Below are 24,319 nucleotides of genomic sequence, written 5' to 3'. Positions count from 1 at the left end.
TTTGTTTTTTAGGTATACTATTTTAGTCCTGGGATTCGCTGTAAGTGCTCCATTGTGCCACACCCTTAGGTTCAGCTTTTTTCACTTCTGAACTTTTCAGCAGACTCATTTCTTTATTTTTCTTTGCAGCCGCTTCAAGTTCTTCGCTTTTATCATCTTTTAATTGAGTATGACCAAAAGTTTCCCGGGCCTGAGCAATAGGATCGGCGATGTATTCGAAGTCCTTACCAAGATTTGGCATTTCCCCTTCATTCCACGGTCCGCGGACGGTTCCGGCAGACAGATTGTACGCCTGCTGAGCGAATCTTGGATCGGCAGCTAAGACTCCCGGTGGAAAGTTATTTGGAATACTGTCTAATGCGGCCTCGAACATTTTGTAATGCGCCACTTCACGCGTCATCAGGAATGATAACGTTTCATGGATGTACGGATCATCGGTAAATTTCATCAGATGTTCGTAAACCAGCTTGGCTCTTGATTCTGAAGCAAGGTTGCTTCTCAGATCAACAGTAAGATCGCCGTTAGAATGAATATAGGATGCACACCATGGGATCCCCTGGCTGTTGCGTGGGGTTACGCCACCGCCTGTAATCATTACAAATTGCGGATTAGCGGTCAGCGCTTCATGTATGATACTTTCTTTAGCAGCCTTGCCATTCATTACCTGCATAATCTCGGAGTTATCGGCGGCATCTTTCAATTCGCCGTTTACGCCCTTCAATAACATTTGAATGGTAGCACCCACAATTTCCAGGTGACTAAATTCTTCGGTTGCGATATCCATCAGCATGTCATACTTATCAGGATGTGGCACCTTGGCACCAAATGCCTGAGTGAAATATTGCATGGCCGCGGCCAGCTCTCCATTCTCTCCGCCGAATTGCTCTAACAATAAATTGGCAAAACGCGGGTCAGGGCGAGATACCCTGGCATTGAACTGTAAGTCCTTTACATGGTGAAACATAATGTTTTTGTTTAGTAGATGTGTATTTTTAAAAGTGGCTGGGTGGGATTATATGGAGCGGCAAGTATGTAATAGATACAACCTGAGCACACTGCTATTGTTTTAATTTCTAATTAAATAATTTTATATTTTATTAAATTGAAGGGCGGTGTTTTCCACAGCTGTTTCTACATTGGAGTATGCATTTGCCGCTTAAGTTTTCGTGAAGTCACTGCTCGACGACCACCTATAATATAGGCTCGGGAAATCAGCTTTCCCGAATCTGACAGGTAAATTTGCCCCATTCCTCGGCTTCCTTTATGAGGAGGCGACTACACATCTTGGCTTTTTGACTCTTCAGAAGAATATAAAGTAATGGCGCTGGCCTCATACGGCAAACCCGAATTTATCAAAGATTTCAGAGAGATGGTTCAGGTTAGCGACAACGGGCGGTACGCCATTAATGATCAGCGCTTTGAAGAGCGCTTTGGGCCGAAACGACTACGCCACGAAGACTTTACTTCGCTTCATTTTAATATAGCGCATTCCCTGCAACTGGTGATTGAAGAATCGCTGCTGGAGCTAACCGGCTGGCTGGAACAGGAAACCACTGAAACCCGACTTTGCCTGGCCGGCGTCGTTGCATTAAATTGTGTGGCGAACGCGCGTAGTAAGCGCAAAGAACATCCTGTATACATTAGGATAACGGTGAATGGCTCCCGGGAAGAATGGTCGACGGGCCGTAAATGCTATCCCTTGGAATGGGATCGTGCAGCCAAACGGGTCAAAGGCACACGTGAATATGCCAGGTCGATCAATAATTGGCTGGATGTTTTACAGGCCCGGGCGTATGCCTGCCGGCAAGAACTGTATGCGTCGGGTAAAACGTTTACGGCCGTACATATTCGTAAATTGATGCAAGGTGAAGAACTGGAGCCGCCAAAAATGTTGTCTGATGTATGGGATTATCACACTAACCAGATCGCCGGTCTTTTGGGTAAAGGTTACACGGCGGCAACCCTGCAGAAATATAAGTCTGTCTTTCGGGTATTACGAAAGTTCTTACTGCTGAAAACGCAAAAGGATGATATCAAACTCGATGATATCGACTATCAACTCGTCAGGGACTTCGACCATTACCTTAAAGCTGATTATGGTGTGAAGATAAATACCGCGGTCCAAATGGTGAAAAAACTGCGGACTATGATGAAAATCGCTAATGAGATCGGCTGGGCTAAGCACGATCCTTTCGTCGCTTACCGGCAAAAAAGGAGGAAGTTTTCCGTGAGTTTTTGACCAGTGAGGAGCTAAATGCGCTTGCGCTTAAAAAACTGAAAAAACGTTTAGTATTGACCCGGGATCTTTTCCTTTTTAGCTGTTACACCGGCTTGTCTTATTCGGATACCGTGCGATTGACGGCGGAAGATATAGTCAAAGGTGAGGACGGTGGAATCTGGCTGGAAACGCATCGCATGAAAAACAATAACAGGGTGAGGGTTCCGTTGTTATCTCCGGCGCTTAAACTGATCGAGCATTATAAAAGCTATCCACGATTCCCCGATGAAGATTTTCTTCTTCCCAAGCTTAGCAATCCGAGGGTTAACTTTTACCTGAAGGAAATTATGAAAGAAATGGGCTGGACGAAATGGCTTACCTTTCATTGTGCCAGGCATACTTTCGCGACGACTGTAACGCTGACTAACGGCGTTCCCATTGAAACTGTGGGGCAGATGCTCGGACATAAGAATATCCGCTCCACACAAATTTATGCGCGGGTCACTGATACTAAAGTAAGCAGGGATATGAGCGCACTGAAGAAAAAGTATGCAGGACAGGAATTGACTCTGGCGAAGGAGATTTAGCTCAGGTAATTTATAAACTTTTATTTATAAACAAAATTGTTTATATTTGATTATGAACAGCGGCATTGAAAAATATTATGGCATTCATCCGGGACGTGTTCTGGAAAGAGAACTAACGAAGCGTCAATTAAAAAAGGGACCGTTTGCCATTTCCATCGGCGAGTATCCGCAGGTTATCAATGAGGTTACCAAAGCAAGGAGGGGTTTATCACCCCTGCTTTCCCTGAAAATTGATCATGCTCTGGGTTTAGAGGAAGGCGCATTCTATTTGTTGCAGGCGCATTATGAAATTGACCAGGTAAAAAAGAAATTAAAACATAAGGGAGTGCCATCTTTCAGAAAAGCGCTATTCTGGGACACAGACATGGATAGGATCGACTGGAATAAACAATATAAAGCGGTGATACAACGTGTTTTCGAACGTGGAAATGATTCGGAAAAGGAACACGCGCTGGAGTTTTATGGAAAAGATAGGATCATGGAAGTTACGGGTAGTGATGATTTAAAAGAAATCTCTATGCCGGTAATGGCTCATGCGAAAAAACATTGATATGCTATATTGGAATACAGTTACACCGGCTTTAAAAACCGCGCTTCTCAAATTAATGGAAGGACAACCGTTCCAGGATTTCAGGTTAGTGGGAGGTACTGCTTTAAGCCTCTATTGGGGACATCGCATGTCAATTGATATAAATCTGTTTACGGATGCACCATATGGAAGTATTGATTTCAATTCACTAGAAGATTTTTTAACCCACAACTTTCCATACGTTAAGGGCGATTTTGGCATTAATCCGGGCATGGGAAAATCATATCTTATCGGAGATAGTGAGGATTCCGCGATAAAGCTTGATGTGTACTATTCAATGGATCCTTTTTTCCAGCTGGCAGAGGAAATTGAAGGTATTAGAATGGCCACGATTGAGGAAATACTTGCGATGAAAGTTGACGTGGTTCAGCGACTTGGAAGAAAGAAGGACTTTTGGGATTTACATCAGGCATTAGAAGCGTACACCATCGACGAAATGATCAGCTTTCACAAGCAGCGATATGAATGCACACACGACGATGAACTGATCAAAGATAACTTCAGGAATTTTTCTTTGGCAGATGACGACTTTGATCCCGTATGTTTGAATGGGAAAGAATGGGTTTTTATAAAGGAAGACATTGTGGCCGCCATTGATCCGCCCCGACGCAGAAGAGGCCGTTAAACCTCCGCCCTATCATGAAATTTCTTTGTGGTGTAGCTTCATTTCAATAAAATTTTTTATTAGCTTTATAGTAGTTCTTTAAACTCAATCAAAACAAACTAAAATATTCGGTTACCTAATCGGTTACCTTTTGAATATTTAGAAACATATTTCATTGATTATCTTTCAGATAAAGGCATGGTTCGAGTCCCGTCCATTCCGCAGAAAAGGGTATCAAAACCCACCGAAAGCGCTTAAATCAATGATTTAGGCGCTTTTTTTATGTCAAAAGTGCTTGTTTCAAACTAAGTTTTATGGGGTCAAGCTGAAAAGTTGGGGGAAATGATAAAAAGTATTTGCTTTGCGTTTTATTACCGATCCAAACGAAAGCATCTTGCCTACTGCCCACGAAACCCTCATCCGCCTTATATTACCTGAAGGTATTTTAGATTATTTCGAACTCACCAACGTGGCTGCCGCAGAAAGCGGCCAGCTCAATATTTATTTGGAAGAAAAGAACCTGCCGCCCGCCGGGTATGATGCGCGGCAATTGGAGTCAAAAGGCTTCCTGCCGGAAACAGCCATACAAGATTTCCCTATCCGCGGGCACAAGGTAGCCCTTTGTATCAAACCTTTCTTCCTATTCAGGCTCGCTAATATTTATGCTTAGAAAGCTAATCCCCCAACTTTTCGGACTGATCCGGAAAAGATATAATGAATCTACAATAATTGCTTATGCCAATTCCATTAGTTTATTAATTGACGATATAAACCCAAATTTTCAATTAATTCATTTTATTAAATAACCAGTATATCAGAGCTTGTTCGCTATTTTAAAAACCTAAGCGTTGAAAAAAGGATGGAATACAAATTTATCTCTATTTGTATAAAATGTAACTAATCGTTCTAAGTGCATGTCTTTTATAATAGTACTTTAGTTTTAACGAGCAATGACAACGTATTCAGTCTTAAATGATCTGCAACTGATCGATCTTTTAAAAAAAGATGATGAGAACGCCTTTTCCGAAATTTACAGTCGGTATGCAGATTCGTTGGCAGGTTTTGCGAGTTCGAAGTTTTTTGACATGGAGGATGGCAGGGACATTATCCATGATGTTTTTGTAAAGCTATGGCAGGAAAGAACACAATTGAAGGTTGACCGGGATTTAAAAGCTTACCTCTTTAAGCTCACACGTAACCGGATAGTGGATAAAATAAGAAAGAATATCACACACCGGGCTTATGCAGCTATGGTAGACTCGCTGGCTGTTCGCTATGAAGCGACTATCGAGCAAAAAATAGCTGCACAAGAAATAGCCCAAAGCATTGAAACCTCGCTGGATGAATTATCACCCCGGGTGAAAGAAATTTATTTATTAAGCCGGGAAGAAAATTTGAGCATAACAGAGATCGCCGACAAATTGCAGCTTTCTGAACAAACGGTAAAAAACCAGCTTTCTACTGCGTTAAAACATTTACGGGCTTCACTGGCAAAGGTTTCTACCGCTGCATTATTGCTATGGCTATCCTAAACCTAGTATCCCGAGCATTACATGTCCGTTCTTTAAATGGTCTTCCTTATCGTCAAGCTAAAATCACACCTGCAAAAAAAGTTCATTTCTTTATAGTACCAAAAGGCATCTCACACGGCTACTGTGAAATGGATAACAAATGAACCGTGATCAAATAGCCGCCTTACTGGATCGTTACCTCAATGGAGAAACCACAAACGAAGAAAATGAACTGGTGAAACGCTGGCTGGAAGAGCATGATAATGGTAACGCTCAATGGCATGATTTAGATCGTTCGGCAAAAGATCAATGGCTCTCCGTTGTTTTTAGCGAAATTAAAAACACAATTAGCGAAACGGAGCCCAAAATAGTGTCGCTGCCGCAAAGAAAGCTTGGGCTCTGGCGAAGTATCGCTGCTGTCGCAGCAGTGTTGCTGATCTCTTTTACTTTGTACCTGGAATGGCCGTCACTGCAAAGCCGTTTGCATCCTGTTGAACTTACAACTCTCCGGGCTCCCAATGATCAGAAAAGGGAGATAACCCTTACTGATGGCACCCGGATATGGTTAAATGCCGGCTCCGCGTTAAAATACCCTGAGACATTTAATGGTAAAGCAAGGGAAGTTTACCTTTCCGGTGAAGCTTATTTTGATGTCCGCCATAACCCGGGCAAGCCTTTTATCATTCATACAGGAACCGTGCTTACCACCGTGCTGGGTACCGCATTTAATATCAAAGAAGATAAAAGCAAACACACCATTCAGGTCACAGTCACCCCTGGCAAAGTAAGCGTTGCCAATGGCCAAAAATTATTAGGTGTAATTATCCCCAACCAGCAGATCAGCTATAACACGTTAAAAGCGGAAGTCGTACAGGCAACCGTTAATGCCAATGCGGTAATTGCGTGGCAGCAGCGTGATCTGCATTTTGAGGACGTGAGTTTTGAGGATGCGATTATTCAATTGGAGCAACACTTCAACGTGAAAATCAGTTTTAGCAATCCGAAATTGAAAACCTGCCGCTTTACGGGCACTTCGTTAAATGGAGAAGAACTGGAAAAAATATTGAAAGTGATGTGCGCTTTTAACAATGCCACTTATCAGATCAAGCCGGACGGTAATTTCGTGATAGACGGGGCGGGCTGTAATAATTAACGCCATTAAGAATGATTAACAGCTAAGCTTTGTAAACGCTTATTGTCCTCCAGGCAGGATCATAAGTCAAATAGACCTGTAAACCGACGGTCATCGGCTTACAGGTGTCCCGGAAAACCGGGGTTTTAAATAATTGAGTCACTTAAAACATTTAAAAGTATGCATATTTCTGCAAAAATGCGGAACCCGGGAGGCGTATGTGCTGGCCTCAGCGGTGTAATAAAATTAAACAAGCCATTTATTTTTCAGTTAATGCGCGTAAGCCTTGTCATTATAGTAATTATACTAACCACGTTCCAGTTATTACTGGCCAATACCGTAAAGGGGCAGAATATGCACTCGGACAGGATTACTATCGGCCTGCGGGATGAAAGTCTTGCCAGTGGTCTCAAAAAGATCGAACAACAAACTTCACTTCGCTTTTATTACCGCAAGGCGGAAATTAAAGCACTTATCGGACTCAACCTGACTTTGGAGAACAGAACAATAGAACAAACCTTGCAGGAATTATTACAAAATACTTTCCTTTCGTTCCGGCAGGTTGAGGGCAATATATTGATCGAACGTGATGCTGCGCAAGCTAATTATAAGATAAAAGGCCGTGTAGTGGATATAGATCATCAGGCAATATCTTTTGCGAATGTGATCATAAAGCAGGTTGCTACCGGTAAAATAATCCAATCTGCACTAACCGATACCGGGGGACGTTTCCGACTCAAAGCATCAGAAAAAGGGGATTATCTGATCGGAATTTCGGAAGTAAGTAAGGATAGTTTGTCTCTTGCCCTAACTTTAGGAGACATGAAGATGGTTCAATTACCGGATATTATACTCAATGCATCAATCAAACAGCTTAAACAAGTAACCATAACCAGCAAAACCCCCATTTTGGAACGGAAGGTTGACCGGCTAATATTTAACCTGAACAACACTCTAACAGCGAGCGGCTCTTCCCTTTTCGACGCTTTGCGGATGGCGCCTCTTTTAACAGTGTCTGAGAATGGCAGCATTTCTATGGTTGGCAAAGGCAGTATGGCAGTTATGGTAAATGAAAAAATAATCTATCTAAGCGGAACTGACCTTGCCAATTACCTGAAAACGCTCAGGGCGGAAAATGTAGAAAAAATTGAGATTATCACCACGCCGCCGGCAAAATATGAGGCCCAGGGAAATGCCGGCCTGATCAATATTGTTTTAAAGAAAAACGAATCGTTAGGCTGGCGCGGGTCGGTTAGTTCCACCTATTATCAGAACACCTACCCATCCTTTAATAATAGTATGGCTCTTTTTTTCCGGTCAAAAAAAGTGAGCAGCTCTTTCACACTTAACCAATCACATTATCGATTTATTCTTAAAGAATCGAGAGATATAACCGGGCAGCCGAGCCAAATCCTCAGTGATGAGCGTCGTTTAGGCAGCTCGCCAGGGTTGCAGTCCGGTTTGAGTATAGATTACGCGTTGAATAAAGCCAATAACATCGGGTTTATTTATAATATTTCAGACTATAAATCGAATACAAACTTTGATAACAACTATACCTTTGTTACCGGCAAAGCTATCGATTCTGTTTTAAACACTACGGGAAAAATTTCAAGGCCAGTATTTACACAAACTTTCAATTTATATCACGATTTAAAGCTTGATTCGGCCGGGAAGAAATTGAGTAGCTCTGTCAACTTTTTTACGAATAAACCTGAAATGAGAAATGATTTTATTTCTGAATCTGAAAATACCTATGCTTCAGTTAAAAATAATAACTTGTCAAAATACCATATTTGGTCCGTTCAATCAGATTTAACATTGCCTTATAAATGGGCTAAAATAGAAACAGGTGCTAAGTTTGCTACCTATAATAATAGTGCCAGCATAGTATATTATAATCATATCCTGAATAACCTCGTATTGGACAAAACTCGCAGTAATGATTTCGACTATACGGAAAATAACTTGGCCGCGTATTTCAGTATGGAAGCTGAACTATCGAAAAAATGGACAGCTAAAGCAGGGTTGCGTTATGAGTATACCCTGATGGATGGTTATTCGCCTACTTTAAATCAGCGTAATAAACGTGATTATGGGGCCTTATTCCCTACGGCTTACATTGTTTATAAGGCTGATAAAAACAATGTTTTTTCCTTAAATTATTCAAAGAGGGTCAACCGTCCGAGCCTTAATTCCCTAAATCCATTTGCCTATTATACAAATATTTATACCTATTTTACCGGCAACCCATCGCTCTTGCCGTCGTACAGTAACAATTTCGAGTTTAACTATCTCTATAAAGGCATGTTTTCTTTTACTGTATATACACAACATACCAGAGATATGATCTCGCACCTCATAACCGTTAATGGCCCGGAGGTTCATACTAGCACAGAAAACTTTTTATCGCAGGATAACGTGGGGGCTTATGCATCCTTTAACCGGTCATTATTTACATGGTGGGACAAAAGCATCTCCGCCACTTTTTCTTGTGCCTCGCCAAAGTCTAAAATAGCAACTATCAGCACTCCAAACGGAATTTCCGGCTCATTTAGTTTCAATAATACCTTCAAGGCAACTGCCATGCTAAGTTTTTATTTGAATTATAACCAGAACCTGCCATCAACCTATGGTAATATTTATACCTATAGTCAACGTATTTTTAGAATGGGGGCCACATTAAAGTTGTTAAATAACAATTTGATCATCAGCCCGGGTTATTTTTTGGGTAACGTAACTAAATATGAATACCGTTATAGTGGATTTGTGCAAACGGACAAAACGGACTATAATTACAACACCTTCAGCCTTGGTCTCACCTACCTGTTCGGAAGATCAAAGGTTTCCGGAAACAACAAGAACATATCCTTTGATGAGAAAAGAAGAGCTCAATAGTAATGTGATTTAAAAATATGAAAATGGCGATGCTTGTAATTCTACATTTCTGTTCTCAACTTCTTGTTGTCGTTTAAATTGCTAAATAAACTGGTCGTTTGAGATTAATCATGTTCGGAAGAATCTGAACTGAAGAATCTTATCGTCATTGCACGAGGCTGTTCCGTGCAAATTGGATCAACAAATTGTGTTGTTATATAATAATTTCAAGTTTACAAATCAGTTAGTTAAAAATGGCCAAGTGTAATAGTAAGCTCTGTACCCGTTTTCGGAACACGATGGTCAATGATCCTTGAATATCCATCCTTATCTGTTAAATTATTTTTTGATATACATTTTTGAAACTTTAAATTAGGGTGCCAACCAATTTTACTCATTGGCCGGCACCTGAAATAAATTATACCCCCGCACAAAAGGCTCCAATACCTTTGTCAAATATAAATTTGGCAATTTTTTTTACCAGTGGTTTCAATATAAAACCACCCGGTATTAGTTTAACTAATTCATCGAGTATTGCGTCAATTATTTCGTCTGCTGACGAACCCGGTCCAACAACAGCGCAAACAGCACGTCTGATTTTTTTTAGCAGATTGCCACCTATACCCAGAAAACTAATAGCTGCCATGCCGGTCACATTCGTGTTGCCTTGCTGATACGCAGCTTCTAAATCGCTTTCTAAATCGCTTTCGGTAGGAATGGGTTCATCTTTCAAATCCCGTAATTCCTTTTTTAGCTGATCGATGTCTAAAGGTTGGTTGTTCTCATCAAAGAATTTCATAAAAGTAATGTTTAAAATTGCCTACTCTTTGATCCCGTTTTCGGCTTGCCGGTTTTTTAATAAATTAGTAAATAATGTTTTTTTGCTTGCTTATACAGTTATATATGCACTATCTGTGTTCAACAGCATTATTCTGTATAACTGCTAAATATTGATTGATTGACTTGTTTCAAGAAGCCAGTCGGCCGGCGAATCATAATCAGCTTTTTCACATTTAACCGAAATATGCGCGTGTTTGTCATGCGGGTTTGCTCCGTTATAGGGCCTCCAAACCCAAGGTGCCGTGCCGTTAATTGCGGAGGAGTTAACAATTCGCCGGTTCCAGATGATGTACTTTATCCTGAAATCTTTGTTATCCACTAATGATGCTACCAGAATTTCGCAACTGCATTTACCATTTGGATCATTTGTAACATCTATAGCCGTTACTACGCTTCCCTCCACCCACGGATTGTGATCAGAGTTTCTTGTTTGATGAGCGGCATCACCAAACCATCCGTCCAGCTTTTTATCTCTGGCAGGAGCGAGCTTGTTAATTTGTTGCCGCAGTTTTATAAGGCTTGCTGCAAGGCGGCTATCACTAATTTTCCAGGGCTTAGGGTTAAGGTTTTGTTTACAGCTTACCAACCCATTAAGTGCATTCAGTTCTTCTGCGGCATCAATATCATCAGCTAAATTTGGGGTCATCACATTTTCATTGCTCCCGGAAGCCGCCGTAACAGCATCGGTATTTAAATTGCCGGCTACTTCCGCAACACCGCTATCGAAGCTTTCTTTAATGTTAATGATTGACGGACCTTGACTTGACGCGTTGACGCCCATTCCAAATTTTGCAAATGAAATCCGCAACTGGTTAATAGCAGCGTTTACAAGGGGGGCAGGAAAGCTGCCTGTGTTTGCCATGGCATTAAGTGCCCGCATAATGGCGTCGCGTGCATCCAAAAAACTTGGATTGGCGCTCATTAGCTTAAGGCCGTCTATAACAGCCTGCCAACAAATATAATAAGCCTGCTCCTTATTTTCGGTAGTGGCAAGATGCCGTGTCCAATGCATCAAAGTGGCACACCAAACTTCCCCACGGGAATGTTCACCGCTCAATCTGGCCAGGTCGCCATATGTTAAGTTGAAAGATTCATTGTAAGGCCTGCTTCGAATGCCTGCTACCCCGGGGTTGCCTTTCACCCAGTCGCCTATAATCACCTTTTCGGTGGTGCGGCCAATATTTTGTATGGTGAGTGCAAAATAATCGCTCCAACCTTCACCCATAGCCCTGCTTTGCGGTTCTACCAGCGCCCGGTCATTAACCCTTCCTCCAACCAGGCGATTAGTTACCCCATGTACATATTCATGAAATACTACATCTGCATCAAGTGCAGTGTGCAAGCTTGAACTGGCCACCAGGCCCATATTCATTACCGGCGAAGAGCCATCAACAGGCGTGCTCATATTAGCTGTGCCAAATACTGTGGCATTAAAAGCCCTTGCCAATACGGGATCATCATCTTCAAAACTGCCCGATTCTTTATTAAAACCCAATAGAGAAAAAAAGTCGTGCATTAAATTACAGAAGTAAAATATGTTCAAAACCTGCTGGTCTTCATCAGTTGTGGGATCAAAATCCAGTTGAGTATTTTGCACACCGCGCAGTAATCTGGCCATACTACCCAATGATGCAACTACATTAATACCATTAGTTTCATCGGCAATTACCCATTCTTTAAAAACGGTTGCATTGCCATTTACCGGAATAGGGTATTGATTTCTGTCAACGGGAAAATTCACCCATTCCCGCGGCTCTCCTCCATTTGTTTTAAAAACGTTTCCTCTTGCAAGTATACTGTGCGAAGTATTTTTAAGATAAAGGATTTCGGTATTTGAGGGGTCATTTGCAGATATTACCACATCACACTGCAAGCCCTTATCATCAACGTCTATTGTAAAATACCAGGCAAGAACTGCTTGCGGACCAATGTAGAATATGATAAGATTAGCGCGTATGTAATTGGCAAAAATGCTTTTTTGCAATACGGTGGGCTTGCAGGATATACCCGGAAATTCTACTAACTTTTTTGCTTCAAATTTTTGGTTTTGAGCAAAATTTCCTCCGGATAGCTCACCCCACCCATCTTCGCTTTCCTCATGGTTTGAGATAATTGCATCTGCCGCTTTTTCAGCTGCTTCCAAAACAGTTATTTTAGGTTCAATATCTACCTCTGCCGGAAAACTTACACTATCCCCTAATGTTTCTTCAATTTCTCCGCTTTTATTGAACACTACTGATTTATTTACTAAAAAAACAGGTATCCCTTTATATACCTGCTGCATATTTACAACGGAAAGCCCCGTACTTGTATTTGCAATATAAGAATCAGGTAAAAAGCTTGCCGGTTCAGTTTCCTCAAATCCAAAACTCTCTTTTTGCATCTGAATATAATTCATAGCTTTTTCAATAAGTGAGCCTTGATTTAAATTAACCGGTTTACTGGTTTTTAGAAAATTGGGGTTGCCGGTCCAGGCATTAATATCTGCCATTAAGGGCACATCACCAAAATCCAGTTTACCTGAGGTTTCATTGGCGAGGTTAAAAAACCGGCTTTTCCGTTCGTCAGTATCTTCAAACGCGGCAAAATTGCGCTTGTCTATTTCCCTGATCATGATGCTTGAGATTTAATTAATATCTGTTAATGAATTTTATCTTATTCTCGTGTTAGCGGGAATGCAGTGAAAGAAACCACAAAAGGTGGTATATGGCCCCCTGTTACACGTCCGGGGATCGGTAATAAGATTTCCCGAATTATCCGTGTTTCTGGCCGCGGTTCCTCCCGGCTTATGCGACCACATCGCATTAGAATCAAGCCGGTACCAGTGGTAATCGTTAAAGGTTGGATATCCGCTAACTAATGCTATGAAATGGCCTTGCTCCGGAGTAGAAGAGGCATTTGACACTGCAATCTGTCCGTCTCTTTGCGCTGCTGCGCTCACTGTTGGGCACGAAACATCTGTAATTTCAGAACCACTGCCCCTGCCGGGTTGGGCAAAAGTGTTTGTAATTTTATCGTTTGCATAATTATAGCAGTTGTTAAATGGTTGAACAGAAGGGATGTTCCATTTACCCGGGTTAAATGGCGGAACAGCAAACAGATTAAAAGATTCATTAAAAAGCTTATTTTTTGAAGCTATTCCGCCGTTGAAGTTTTTTGATATTTCGTCCGAAATATATGTTGCCTCGGTATCACTTAAAGATGATTTTCCTGTTTCCAGAAGAAAGCTTTCTAAAGAGCTCTCCCGGTCAATAAAGTTGAACTGTTTTTGATCAACAAGATCAACCAGGCCATCAAAACAAAATGTTTTGGTATGCAATGAATCGTCAAATGTTTCAATTGAAAAGCCTGTATACCCTAATAAACCAGCCGCGAGTGCCGATATTTCAGTTGTTCTTTCCTGCTTTTCTATTAAAATTTCTTTGAAATTTTTTGCTTGTTCGGGTGTAAGTTCCCAGCTTGGGTTGGGCTTACCCGAATACATTAATGCTGTTACGATAGTAGTCATATAGATTTCTTTTTTGGTTAATTCAATTAATGGTGGTTTTTGTTATCCAACTTTCATAGTTGAGAGTTGGCAGCGCCTTTTTCAGATTTGGTAATTATTTAGATTTAAGAATTGCCGGCACCGAAAAAGCGAAAAGAGTTTCTTAATTAAACTTAGTAAGCTGGTCACATTAGCTACTGATATATCCTGTTGAGTATACCGGCCAGGCGAATCCCGCCGGCTTCCAGTCTATTTTCAGCAATCGAAATGTGAGTATTATAATAATCAGCGCCAAAATGCGGATTAGCGGAAGCTTCTTTGTATAGCCTGGAACTAATCTGATAACTTTCCCAAAGCCAGGTTAATACGTCGTCGTTTTGCCATTTAGCAATTTGGGCACTGTTTACATTTTGATCAATTTTTTTTGCAAGCTTGCCAAAGTTCCCCTCATCGTGCTGAATCAGTTTGCCGTCCCAAACGCTGTGTAAGTTGGTTTTACTGGTAAAAAACGTCACAAGAATAGAATTTCCGCCCTTGTCTTTGGCCCTGCTTACGTGCATCGGCTGATGTGCATCTCCAACAAGGTGAATTAAAAATTTTAAGTCGGCCACACGTCGATCCGGACTTGTCGTATTGGCAGATAGCTCCCGAATGCAATTAAGGATGGCACTATAGATGTTAGCCTCCTTTACAGATTTTGTACTATTAACAAACTGGGCATAGGTAAGCTTATCCGGCAGGTTTAAAAAATGCATAGGAGCCGTTTTAGGATAATACGGTTTTATTGCATCGGCCCAGGAACTTACTTCATACATATGACGGCCGCCAAGCAATTTACCAACAGCGGCTGCAGCTTTAGGGCTAAGGTGGTTCTCGGCAACAGATGCTACTGTACTGTGCCCTTCCGGGCCCCATGAGATTAGCGGAAGAGCGATCAGCAAAAGTGTAGTTTTTAAAAGGTACTTCTTCATCGTTATAGCAATTTAGCGGCTGCTGTTTATATCAGATTGGCTGCTGTTTTAAACTTATTTGTTAAGGCAACTGAGCGTATAACTTGTTTTTCAATGTCAAAGCTACTGCCATTCAGAATGCTGATAAAGAGTATTTTACAGGTAAGTTATACAGGAAAATTCCTGTTTTTTACATATCACAATTACTGTTAACGAATAGAAAAGTTAATAGCGGCCTGTTTATATACTTTCTGCCGGGAGCAATCCTCCCGCCTTTAACCTTCCGGTCAAATATTATACTTGTGAAAGGTGCCTGCATTCTTGATTGTTCAAACCGGGATTTTTTGAGCGGGCGTGGATATTGATGCTATATTACCCACAAAAGCTTTTAAAACAGGTAAAATACCCTGTTCAAATACCGGATTTTTCCGGTGTTTATTTAACAAGGGAATAGGCTAAATTGGCGCTCTGATTAATTTAAAAAAAATGTTGTATTTTATTGATTTACAAGTATTTTTGAGATATTAGGTGGGTGTATTTATTCATTTATATACTACCTTAACATACAGCCTTATTACTCTCAAAAATTCAGTATTCAATGAAAATAAGAATAGGTATTGCCGACGATCAACAATTATTTCTGAGGTCTTTATCTAATTTAATAACATCATTTAAAGATTTCGAGGTTGTAGTGGAAGCTTTAAACGGGCTCGAGCTTTTAAAAAAGCTGGCGGCACTAAACGTTTATCCTGATATTATTTTAATTGACGTACAAATGCCGGTGATGGATGGGCCCGCAACTGTTAAGGAAATTGCCCTGAACTATCCCGCGGTAACTACTGTGGCTTTATCAATGAAGGAAGATGATTACTCTATTTTGAGTATGCTAAGAGCGGGTTGCTCTGCCTATTTACTTAAAGATATACACCCACAGGAGTTTGAGCGCGCATTAACGGAGGTAAAAAATACCGGATATTACAACGGTGATGTATCAAGCGTTAACTACCGGCGATTGTTGCGCAGGCAGGATATTGAAGAAATAAAGCTAACTGAACGGGAAAAAACCTTTTTAAAGCTGGCCTGCAGTGATTTCACTTACAAGGAAATAGCTTCAAAAATGTTTTTGTCGGAGAAAACGATTGATGGCTACCGGGAGTCGCTTTTTCAAAAACTAAATGTTAAAAGCCGGACAGGAATGGCTTTGGAAGCAATAAAGAAGAACCTGGTAACACTTTAGCTATAAATATCACTTTTTAAAAAAGCTGTCAACAACCCCTTACGGGTAAAAGCAAGATACGGATATAAACGTCGCGCCAAACCATTGTAAACACTCTACTAACTAATAGAAATAACTGAATTCAAACACATTAAAATTTAAACCCATGGAAGATCAAACAAACTCAACCACCAACGAGCAAGGAGCAGAAGATACAGAGGAAAAGAAAACATTGATAGCCGGAGAATTTGCTTTTGAAAGAAACGCAACTTTTAAACTAGACAAAAACAAACCGGTTATAAAAGTTAAAAACGATGGCACAATGAGCATCACATTTAACTATACTTTAGAGGATAAAACGCGGCTGCAAACCGCCATCGGGGATATTGTATTTATAGAGTCGGGGATTTTTACCGAAAAAACAGATATTAATCTTGATGATCCCTCTTCTTTTTCTGAATTTTCACTTGATATTGAGGATACACTCGATAAAATCTTTATAATTTCTAAGGATACTAAATATATGCTGAAAACAACAGCAGTAAAGGGCAGGCAGGGTAATTCGTTCGCGCAGCTAAACAAAAAAGTTTGAAATTTGTGGATCGATGAAGCCAAGTAGATCTTGCCAGCTTTTTAATCGGCTCATCAGCCCGTCGGTAACAACATTATCTTTTAATTTTTGCAAATTGGGATTGCCAGGCCGGTAAATCATCGGGAAAAACAAACTGTATGCTGCAGGGGGCAAGCCGACAGTAGGTGATAACTTAATGCTTCTTTCAATAACATATATTTTCTTTCCGCTGGATGATTTTAAAACGATATTGTTGTTCAAGTTTAACATCGCCATTAAAAAGGCGTTAATCTTTTTCCTGGCAGAGTCTGTAAGCATTTTTGCGTCAAGCCTAATGTTAGCCCGTATTAAACTCTTTAACCAATTAACAATATCAATCATTTGAGTTTGGTCGTCGCTAAAATCAAAACACACCGACCTGATATACTTTAGAAAGTATTTCAGGTCGGTGTTGGTGTCCGGAGCTTTCAGGTCATCAACAAGTATCTGAAATATCTCCTCAAGATCGTCTATTTGTTTATCAAAAATGTTTTCGCCTCCCGTTTCTTTGCTCAAATCAACAGCAAATATTTTAAACCGCTCAATAACGTCAGGTTCTGATTTATCAAGGATGGCGGCTTTCGCTTTCGAATATTCATTATCAATGGTTGTAACACAAAGTTCGGCAAGTTTTACAGGTTCAATACCGGTTTGATCGGCCCTGTTTATTCCTATTAGTATATCTTTAATATTGTAACCGGGGCAATCAATATTTCCTTGTGGAGCAACCAAACATCTAACTGATTCTTTGAGTGCATACATGGTATGTAAATTCATCATCCAGCAGTTGGTCATTAATAACACTCCAACTTTGCGTTTATTCCTCAGCCAGGCTTGCAAAGCCTCATTCAGCTCACTATTTTTCAGAATTTCAGGAACTCCGGGCGTTGGCATAGATATGTTAAGCGCCTGATTTTCTTCGTTATTACCCACAGCGGTCAATAAGTTATTCCGATAACTTTCGTCAGCCGCATCCCAAAATGTTTTTAAAAACGGGTATTGCATTAAGTTTTTTTCTACCTGCATTGCTACCGTGCCGGCGTTAGGCAAGGGAGGTTCATCCCTAAAAATTCCAAATGCCGAGCCATGATCCCATGTTATTAAAAACACTTCTTCATCGTCCTGCAGCGCCGTCCTTTCGGTAAAAATTTTTGTTAGCTGATGGCTTTTTTGCAATACATGTCCATCACTATTATCGGTTTTATAACAGGTAAAATTGTCTATTATATCACATTTCGTTATACAATTTTGTGTGACGTCCTTACATATTCCGATAGTATAAAATGCGCTTTTGTCATTGATAGCGGTTTGGGCATTATCAAAAACAAATTTAATACTGTTCATAACCACCAATATCCGGGTTCGGCCGGCATTTACAGGGGTTGTGATGATGTCGCCCAACATGTTATTGAGTGTTACCTTCAATTTCTCTACTTGATCAGGGTCATTGTTTGTGGTGAAATCTGCGTAAATTAAAAAAATAATTAACCACTTCTTGTTTTGAGGTACAATAGCATTTTCCATATCGCAATTTTGATATTGAGTACGTTAAGTATGAGTCTTTTAGCACAGGAAAAAGTCAGATTATCCCTTGTGAAATACGGTCAGGCTGAAGGATTATCCAGCTACAATATAAGACAAATTCTTCAAGATAAAAAGGGCTTTCTTTGGGTTGCCTCTCAGGATGGTTTGGCAAAGTTTGACGGTAAAACATTTATCTCTTATACTAAGCAATCACCCCCAAAATATCAGATATCAGGAGCGGACGTTCGTGAAATTATTGAAGATACTATTAGTAATTCGTTATGGGTGCTTCCAAACAGAGACCGGTTGGATATCATCAACGTACTGAATGGGGAGGTTATCCGGCATATTCCTATTCCGCCGTATGCTATTGAGGACTGGAATATCACCATGACAAGTAGCGGAAATAATTTATGGATAGGCTCTTTTTGTGGCCTGAAAATATTAGACACAAAAAAATGGAAGTTTATTACCGTGCCGAGAATACAATATGCAAAGAGACAGCCTGCCGGCACCTTCGAAGTAAATTGTATTGGCAGGGATAATTTAAATAATTTGTGGGTGTGTTATACCGGCTATGGCATTGTTATTTACAACTACAAAACCTTAAAAATCATAAGAGAGGTTAAGCTGAATGAGCTTGGCGATTATTTGGGAAATGGAAATATCCGGTTCAACGATTTCGCACAAACCGGTAATAATACGATGCTTTTTGCCACCAGCCAGGGTTTAAAAAAAATTACATACGATCGTAATTATGCATTAAATATCAATAACAGCCCGGTAAATAAGGTTGGTTTACTAAACTACAATGCCGTAAATGCGCTTCAGATTACTAATGCCAACGAAATTTTGATTTCGGGCAACAATCATTTATACCGCTTTGACATTGCTTTAAACAACCATGTTATTTATGATGAAAGCCTTGGTGAAGCAGAGAGTAAGTGGATCAATTACGTTCAGTCTATTTACAAAAAAGGCAATAAAATATGGCTCGGTTGCCAGCAAGGCATAGCAATGATGAAAACCGTTAATAGTCCTTTTTCAAAATATTATTATGATGAGCATACCGGTAACAAGCTTGAGCACCTGCGCTCTATTTGTGTTTTGCCAAGCAAAAATATCCTGTGCGGATTAAGTAGCGGGCTCACTATGGTAAATCATACCAACAATCGGTTTGTTATACTGGATACGCTGCATCTTTATCATCATATCTTCGCCGATAAAAATAAACAGGTATTCCTCTGCAGGGATGATGGTATGTACGTCTTAAAAAAGCAGCTGATTACCCCCCTAACTGATATTTATCCGGAGTTCAAAAGTTTCAGCACCTATACCATTAACAGCCATGTTTTCCTGGCAGACTCTTTGGTTGCAATGGGAACCGAGAATGATAACGGTATTTTAATATGGAATTATAAGCAACATTATGTTCGCAAAATAGATATTCATTCCCGGCCGGCCCTGGCATCTAACTCGGTTAACAATATTTATCTTGATAAAAAAGGGCAGTTATGGGTATTATCTGATAAAGTAATTACAGTTATTAATAAAGACTTCTCCAGTACACGGCGACTTAATTTGGCTATAAATAAACAACACGCCAAGATTGATCTTTTTTTTGATATGTGCGAATCCGCAGGCAGCTATTGGGTTGCTTCGTATGGAAATGGGATAGTTGAAATAAACGACCGTTTAAAGGTCAAGAAATTTATCGGATTGCAGGATGGATTATGTAATGAGGGTGTTTATAATGTTTTTAATATCGGAGATTCCAGTTTGCTGATCACCTCTAACAATGGGCTTTCAATTTATAATATTAAACAAAATAAGTTTAAAAACTATTACAGTGAGGATGGGCTGCACTCCAATGCTTTTGAGGAGGTTTCGGCCATAATTGACCAAGACCAGATCTATGCAGGCGGCATAAATGGTTTTACAAAAATTGACTTTGCTAAATTGGCAATAAACAAAGTTCCGCCGGTGTTTTATTACAAAAACGTTGATGTAAAATTGGGCAATGGTAACAATATAGTTAATACTTATCTCAATAATAAAAACATTACTATACCAAGCAACTGGCTGCAAACATCCATATCTTTTGCAGGCTTAAACTTCGACGATCCGAAACGGGTAACTTACAAATACCGTATAATGGAAATTGATACCAACTGGATTAGTAATGGCTATCGGGATCTGATTAATATTATCGGACTCCCTCCTAATACATACACAATTGAGGCCAGCGCTGCAAATGAAGACGGCTACTGGAGTGCTTCAAAAACACTTGTTTTGAAAATTAAGCCTAAATGGTTTGAAACCTGGTGGTTTAAAATTGGCGTTGCTTGCTTAATCATCATTGGCTTATCTGTTTTTTATCAATACCGAATAAAGCAGATAGAGATCCAGCAACGCATCAGGCGGGAAATTGCAAACGATTTACATGACGATTTAGGCAGCAATTTAAATTCTATCAAGATATTCACTCATTTGGCGATGGAAAACGAGCACAATTCATCTTATTTACAAGAGTTAGAAAATTTGGTTGGCGGAATGCTGATTGGATTAAGGGATATGCTATGGGTTTTGGACGATTCGAATGATACTATTGAAAGTTTAACAGAAAGAATAAAGAAGTTTGCCATGCCTATTGCAGAGGCCAGTCAGATCATGTTTTCATGCAATAGCGAACAGGGAAATACAATGATCTCCAAAACTGAAAAAAGAAACTTATTTCTGATCATGAAAGAAGCAATAAATAATAGCTTTAAGTACGCGCATTGTAGTTCATTAAAGGTTACTCTCATCTCAGATAAATTAAATAAAATTTCAATTACGATAGAAGATGACGGTATCGGGTTTACTACAGACAATCAACCTTACGGTTATGGGTTGAATAATATTAAATATAGAGCAACTCAAATTAAATATAGTTGTAGGTTTTTATCCGCACCGGGAAAAGGCACAAGAATTATAATAGGCAAGATATGACTATGCCATAAAAAAATAAAGGCACTTTGTTTTCTCAAATAAAAAGAATGTAATATTTGACGCTTGTTAACAAATTACTAATAAGAGTTATTCCTGCAAGCGGCAGTTACCATCAGAATAACGATAGTTCTTCAGCCATCGGGCCGACACACTGAAAAAAATCATCGAGATGAACGTGCCGCCGGTTGCTACTGCTCTTAAGCAGACCTCGTTTGCGCAATGCATTACAATGCCCACAAGGCGACCAGGGATTAAAAAAGAGACTATCCTTTTTGGAATAGCCTCTCCTGATCAACTATTAACCTTTCATTTTTACGAAATGAAAAACGTTCTTTATGCGGGCCACGTTCAACCGGAATTACTGCCCCGGCATTAATATTATTTTGATAAAGTTGCCGTTCTCCAGGTACTTACCGGCTATCATTTTCACTGCTGCCGGGGTAGTTGCCTGCACCAGTGCCTGCTCTTTAAGATAGCCATCAGGTTTATCGCCGGTTTGTACTTTATCTACAAGATAATTTAACCACCACGAGTTCTCATTAACATCCAGCTCGCGCTGCCTTGTCCACTCGGCTTGCCATTTGGCTATATTTGCAGGCTCCGGTCCTTGGTTCACCAGTGCTGCCACTTCGGCTTTGGCCTTTGCAACCAGCTTATCCACATTGACCGGGGCACAGCCGAACTGAATGGTTAAACTAAATTTAGCATCCGGATATTTCGCGGTGCTTAATTCCACACGCGGGCTGTACACGCCGCTTTCCTCTTCGCGCAGGGTTTCCAGTAAGCGGATATTAAGGGTTTCGCGCAGGGCATCAAAAAATATATTATTGCCCTCTGTATAATCATACCTGCCCGAGTATACCAATAGTACCGATGCCTTTGCCTCCGTACCTTTATATACGGTTTTGGAGATTTCGCCGGCGGGGATATCGATATACAGGTCTTTCGCCTGATCTGGCGTTACTGTTCGCGGCAATGCACCCAAATATTTTTCGAGAACAGGTTTTGCCGCAGCAATATCAATGCTGCCCGTAAATACAAACGTCATGTTGCCGGCATTGGCAAAGCGCTCTTTGTAGATCTGATAAGCCCGATCGAGGTTTACCATATTGAGCTTTTTAATGGAAGGGCCGGTACGGCGAATATTATTATTGCCCAAAACGGCAGCTACCGTATCATTATAAACACTACCCGGATCATTGGCCCTGTTGAGATACCTGGCCCGCGACCTATCCATCATTGACAGGTACAGCGATGAATCTTTTTGGGGCTGCGTTAAATAAGCATAAACCAATGACATCGCTACTTCAAAATCCTTTACAGAGCTGCCGCCCGTTATACCCTGATAACGCTCGGCGATAAAAGGGCGTACTTCTAGCTCTTTATCTGCAACAAAACGGTCCAGCTCACTGGCATTTAAATTACCCACGCCGGCAGCCGCAATAATAGACGCCGCATTTGCGGCCGAAGGATAATCATTGTCGTTATACAAAGAAGTACCCCCCGCTGAAAATCCCCTGAAAACGATTTGGTTATTTTTAAAACCGGTGGGTTTAATAATTATTTTAACACCGTTTGACAGGGTTAAAGTGGTAATTAACCCGGCACTGTCCTTTTCTTCACCCACCACCTTACCGGCAACCGGTTCAGTAGCAAGTAATGCCGATGATAACTTTTGTACCCCAAAGGGCTGCACAGGCATGCTTTTAACATCGGCAATCCATTTATTCACTTCTGCCTGATTGGGGAGCTGTTTTTGTGCATCGGCAGGCGCGGTTATAATAATGTCGCGGTTAGTGTCTTTCAGGTAGTTATCCGTTAAGGCCTTCATATCGCTCAGTTTAATCAACGGCAAAAAGGTGTTCATCAGTTTATATTCGCCTACTATGCCCGGCGCGGCTTCGTTCTTTAAAAAGTGCGCCAGGTATTCCTGCACATAATTTTCTGAAGGGTTTTTATCCCGCTCGCGGTAAACGTTTTCCAACTGTTCTTTCAGGTTCTGTTTAGCCCGTTCCAGTTCGTCGGCGTTAAAGCCCAATGCTTTCAGCCGTTCGGTTTCGTACCACATTGCTGTAAAACCCTTTTTCAATTCGCCGGGTTTAACTCTTACTGTAGCGCGGTAAGTATCCAGGCCGCCTAAAAAATCTTTAATACCGGCACTGGCAGATAAGTATGCAGGGGCAGGCCGGCGCGATAGTTCTGCAAACCGGCTGGCCAGCATACTGTTGAATAACTGGCGGATCAGCAAGCTTTTATAATCGGCAGCGGTGGCCATTGCAGGCGCCTTATGCTTGATCACCACTTCGGCAATGGTACCGGTTAGTTCCTGATCGGTTAAAGCGATAAATTGATTTTTCCCGGTCAGTGGAATTGTATAAGCCGGGCGCTTCTTTTCGGCAGCAGGGTTTTTAAGATCAGCAAAAAGCGTTTTAACCTGTTGTTCCATCGCCGCGGCATCCACATCACCAACAATGATCAATGCCTGCAAGTTTGGCCTGTACCAGTCATGATAGAACTGCCTTATGGCAGCCGGCTTAAAGTTTTTCAAGATGGCATCTGTACCAATAGGGTTGCGTGCCGCATACCTGGACCGGTTAAACAGCAGCGGATAATACTGTTGCTGCAAACGATCGGCAGCGCCTTTGCCCAGTCTTTTCTCTTCCAAAATCACACCGCGCTCTTTATCAATCTCTGCCGGGTCAAGCGTAGCGCTTTGCGCCCAGTCATGAACCATTTGCAAGCCTTTGCCCATCAGTTCCTTATTATCGGTAGGCAGCGGAAGCTGGTAAACTGTTTCGTCATACCCCGTGTAGGCATTTACATCGGCACCGAAACGAACGCCTGCCGATTGCAGGTAATTCATCATGGAGTTTTTAGGGAAATTACGCGACCCGTTAAACGTCATGTGTTCTACAAAATGCGCCAGGCCCAGCTGATCGTCATTTTCCAGTATTGAACCAACTTTGTTTACCAGGTAAAGCTGCGCCCTGTTTTTGGGAGTTTCGTTGTGCCGTATGTAATAGATAAACCCATTGTTGAGTTTGCCGGTCCTTACTGCCGCGTCTAAGGCAATTGCAGGTGTTTGAGCACTTGCAGCCGCGGCAAATGCGCATAGCAAGAGGCTGCTCATGATTTTTCTGATCATAATTTAGCTGTAAAAACCACCCGCGGCGGTTATGCCGC

At 41.0% G+C, this 24,319-nt stretch carries 18 protein-coding genes; 11 read left to right on the top strand and 7 right to left on the bottom strand.

Translation table 11 applies throughout. The annotated features are described in order from the left end of the window. Positions 1 to 22 precede the first annotated feature (22 nt). Positions 23 to 964, bottom strand: a complete 942-nt coding sequence (locus tag ABD894_RS10820; protein ID WP_345211042.1) for a manganese catalase family protein — start codon at positions 962 to 964, stop codon at positions 23 to 25. Positions 965 to 1,318: 354 nt separating this feature from the next. On the opposite strand from ABD894_RS10820, the gene ABD894_RS10815 reads away from it, so the two are divergent. From ABD894_RS10815 to ABD894_RS10780, 8 genes are all read left to right on the top strand, one after another. Beyond that, positions 1,319 to 2,239, top strand: a complete 921-nt coding sequence (locus ABD894_RS10815) for a phage integrase SAM-like domain-containing protein (RefSeq protein ID WP_345211041.1) — start codon at positions 1,319 to 1,321, stop codon at positions 2,237 to 2,239. Next, a complete protein-coding gene (locus tag ABD894_RS10810; RefSeq protein ID WP_345211040.1) occupies positions 2,236 to 2,805 on the top strand; it encodes a site-specific integrase in 570 nt (189 codons plus the stop codon). The genes ABD894_RS10815 and ABD894_RS10810 overlap by 4 nt, the downstream gene beginning before the upstream one ends. Before the next feature lie 52 nt (positions 2,806 to 2,857). Continuing rightward, complete coding sequence (locus ABD894_RS10805; protein ID WP_345211039.1) at positions 2,858 to 3,355, top strand: helix-turn-helix transcriptional regulator; 498 nt, start codon at positions 2,858 to 2,860, stop codon at positions 3,353 to 3,355. Beyond that, positions 3,339 to 4,019 (top strand): nucleotidyl transferase AbiEii/AbiGii toxin family protein, encoded by a 681-nt coding sequence (locus ABD894_RS10800; protein ID WP_345211038.1) that lies wholly within the window; start codon positions 3,339 to 3,341, stop codon positions 4,017 to 4,019. The genes ABD894_RS10805 and ABD894_RS10800 overlap by 17 nt, the downstream gene beginning before the upstream one ends. Before the next feature lie 340 nt (positions 4,020 to 4,359). Beyond that, entirely contained in the window at positions 4,360 to 4,668 is a 309-nt protein-coding gene (locus ABD894_RS10795) for an ISAon1 family transposase N-terminal region protein (protein ID WP_345211037.1), read from the top strand. A gap of 280 nt (positions 4,669 to 4,948) precedes the next feature. Then, a complete protein-coding gene (locus ABD894_RS10790; RefSeq protein WP_345211036.1) occupies positions 4,949 to 5,530 on the top strand; it encodes an RNA polymerase sigma factor in 582 nt (193 codons plus the stop codon). Positions 5,531 to 5,744: 214 nt separating this feature from the next. Further along, on the top strand, positions 5,745 to 6,662 hold the full coding sequence (locus tag ABD894_RS10785; protein WP_345211035.1) for a FecR family protein: 918 nt from the start codon (positions 5,745 to 5,747) through the stop codon (positions 6,660 to 6,662). A 252-nt stretch (positions 6,663 to 6,914) separates the two neighbouring features. Next, on the top strand, positions 6,915 to 9,539 hold the full coding sequence (locus ABD894_RS10780; protein ID WP_345211034.1) for a TonB-dependent receptor domain-containing protein: 2,625 nt from the start codon (positions 6,915 to 6,917) through the stop codon (positions 9,537 to 9,539). 397 nt (positions 9,540 to 9,936) lie between these two features. On the opposite strand, the gene ABD894_RS10775 is transcribed toward ABD894_RS10780, so the two are convergent. The 4 genes from ABD894_RS10775 to ABD894_RS10760 form a co-directional block, all read right to left on the bottom strand. Then, entirely contained in the window at positions 9,937 to 10,317 is a 381-nt protein-coding gene (locus ABD894_RS10775; RefSeq protein WP_345211033.1) for a hypothetical protein, read from the bottom strand. A gap of 144 nt (positions 10,318 to 10,461) precedes the next feature. After that, the gene (locus tag ABD894_RS10770; RefSeq protein ID WP_345211032.1) at positions 10,462 to 12,972 is read right to left on the bottom strand and encodes a M36 family metallopeptidase; all 2,511 of its coding nucleotides are present in this window, start codon (positions 12,970 to 12,972) and stop codon (positions 10,462 to 10,464) included. A 36-nt stretch (positions 12,973 to 13,008) separates the two neighbouring features. Further along, positions 13,009 to 13,866, bottom strand: coding sequence for a hypothetical protein (locus ABD894_RS10765; protein ID WP_345211031.1), 858 nt, complete (start codon positions 13,864 to 13,866; stop codon positions 13,009 to 13,011). A gap of 173 nt (positions 13,867 to 14,039) precedes the next feature. Further along, positions 14,040 to 14,816, bottom strand: coding sequence for a S1/P1 nuclease (locus ABD894_RS10760; RefSeq protein ID WP_345211030.1), 777 nt, complete (start codon positions 14,814 to 14,816; stop codon positions 14,040 to 14,042). Positions 14,817 to 15,393: 577 nt separating this feature from the next. On the opposite strand from ABD894_RS10760, the gene ABD894_RS10755 reads away from it, so the two are divergent. Together ABD894_RS10755 and ABD894_RS10750 are read left to right on the top strand one after the other, a co-directional pair. Then, entirely contained in the window at positions 15,394 to 16,032 is a 639-nt protein-coding gene (locus ABD894_RS10755) for a response regulator transcription factor (RefSeq protein WP_345211029.1), read from the top strand. Between the two features lie 145 nt (positions 16,033 to 16,177). Further along, entirely contained in the window at positions 16,178 to 16,603 is a 426-nt protein-coding gene (locus tag ABD894_RS10750; RefSeq protein WP_345211028.1) for a hypothetical protein, read from the top strand. Here ABD894_RS10750 and ABD894_RS10745 read toward each other — a convergent pair. Next, the gene (locus ABD894_RS10745) at positions 16,586 to 18,145 is read right to left on the bottom strand and encodes a clostripain-related cysteine peptidase (RefSeq protein WP_345211027.1); all 1,560 of its coding nucleotides are present in this window, start codon (positions 18,143 to 18,145) and stop codon (positions 16,586 to 16,588) included. The genes ABD894_RS10750 and ABD894_RS10745 overlap by 18 nt on opposite strands. Before the next feature lie 30 nt (positions 18,146 to 18,175). Here ABD894_RS10745 and ABD894_RS10740 point away from each other — a divergent pair, with 30 nt between their 5' ends. Continuing rightward, positions 18,176 to 21,136 carry a ligand-binding sensor domain-containing protein gene (locus ABD894_RS10740; RefSeq protein WP_345211026.1) on the top strand — a complete coding sequence of 987 codons (2,961 nt, stop codon included), beginning with the start codon at positions 18,176 to 18,178 and terminating at the stop codon, positions 21,134 to 21,136. Positions 21,137 to 21,494: 358 nt separating this feature from the next. On the opposite strand, the gene ABD894_RS10735 is transcribed toward ABD894_RS10740, so the two are convergent. Then, positions 21,495 to 24,281, bottom strand: a complete 2,787-nt coding sequence (locus ABD894_RS10735; protein ID WP_345211025.1) for a M16 family metallopeptidase — start codon at positions 24,279 to 24,281, stop codon at positions 21,495 to 21,497. Between the last annotated feature and the right edge of the window lie 38 nt (positions 24,282 to 24,319).

It is taken from the genome of Mucilaginibacter gynuensis, assembly GCF_039541195.1.
In the GTDB taxonomy this organism is placed as follows: domain Bacteria; phylum Bacteroidota; class Bacteroidia; order Sphingobacteriales; family Sphingobacteriaceae; genus Mucilaginibacter; species Mucilaginibacter gynuensis.
Note: the sequence above shows the minus strand (reverse complement) of the source record. Positions and strands in the feature narration are given on the sequence as shown.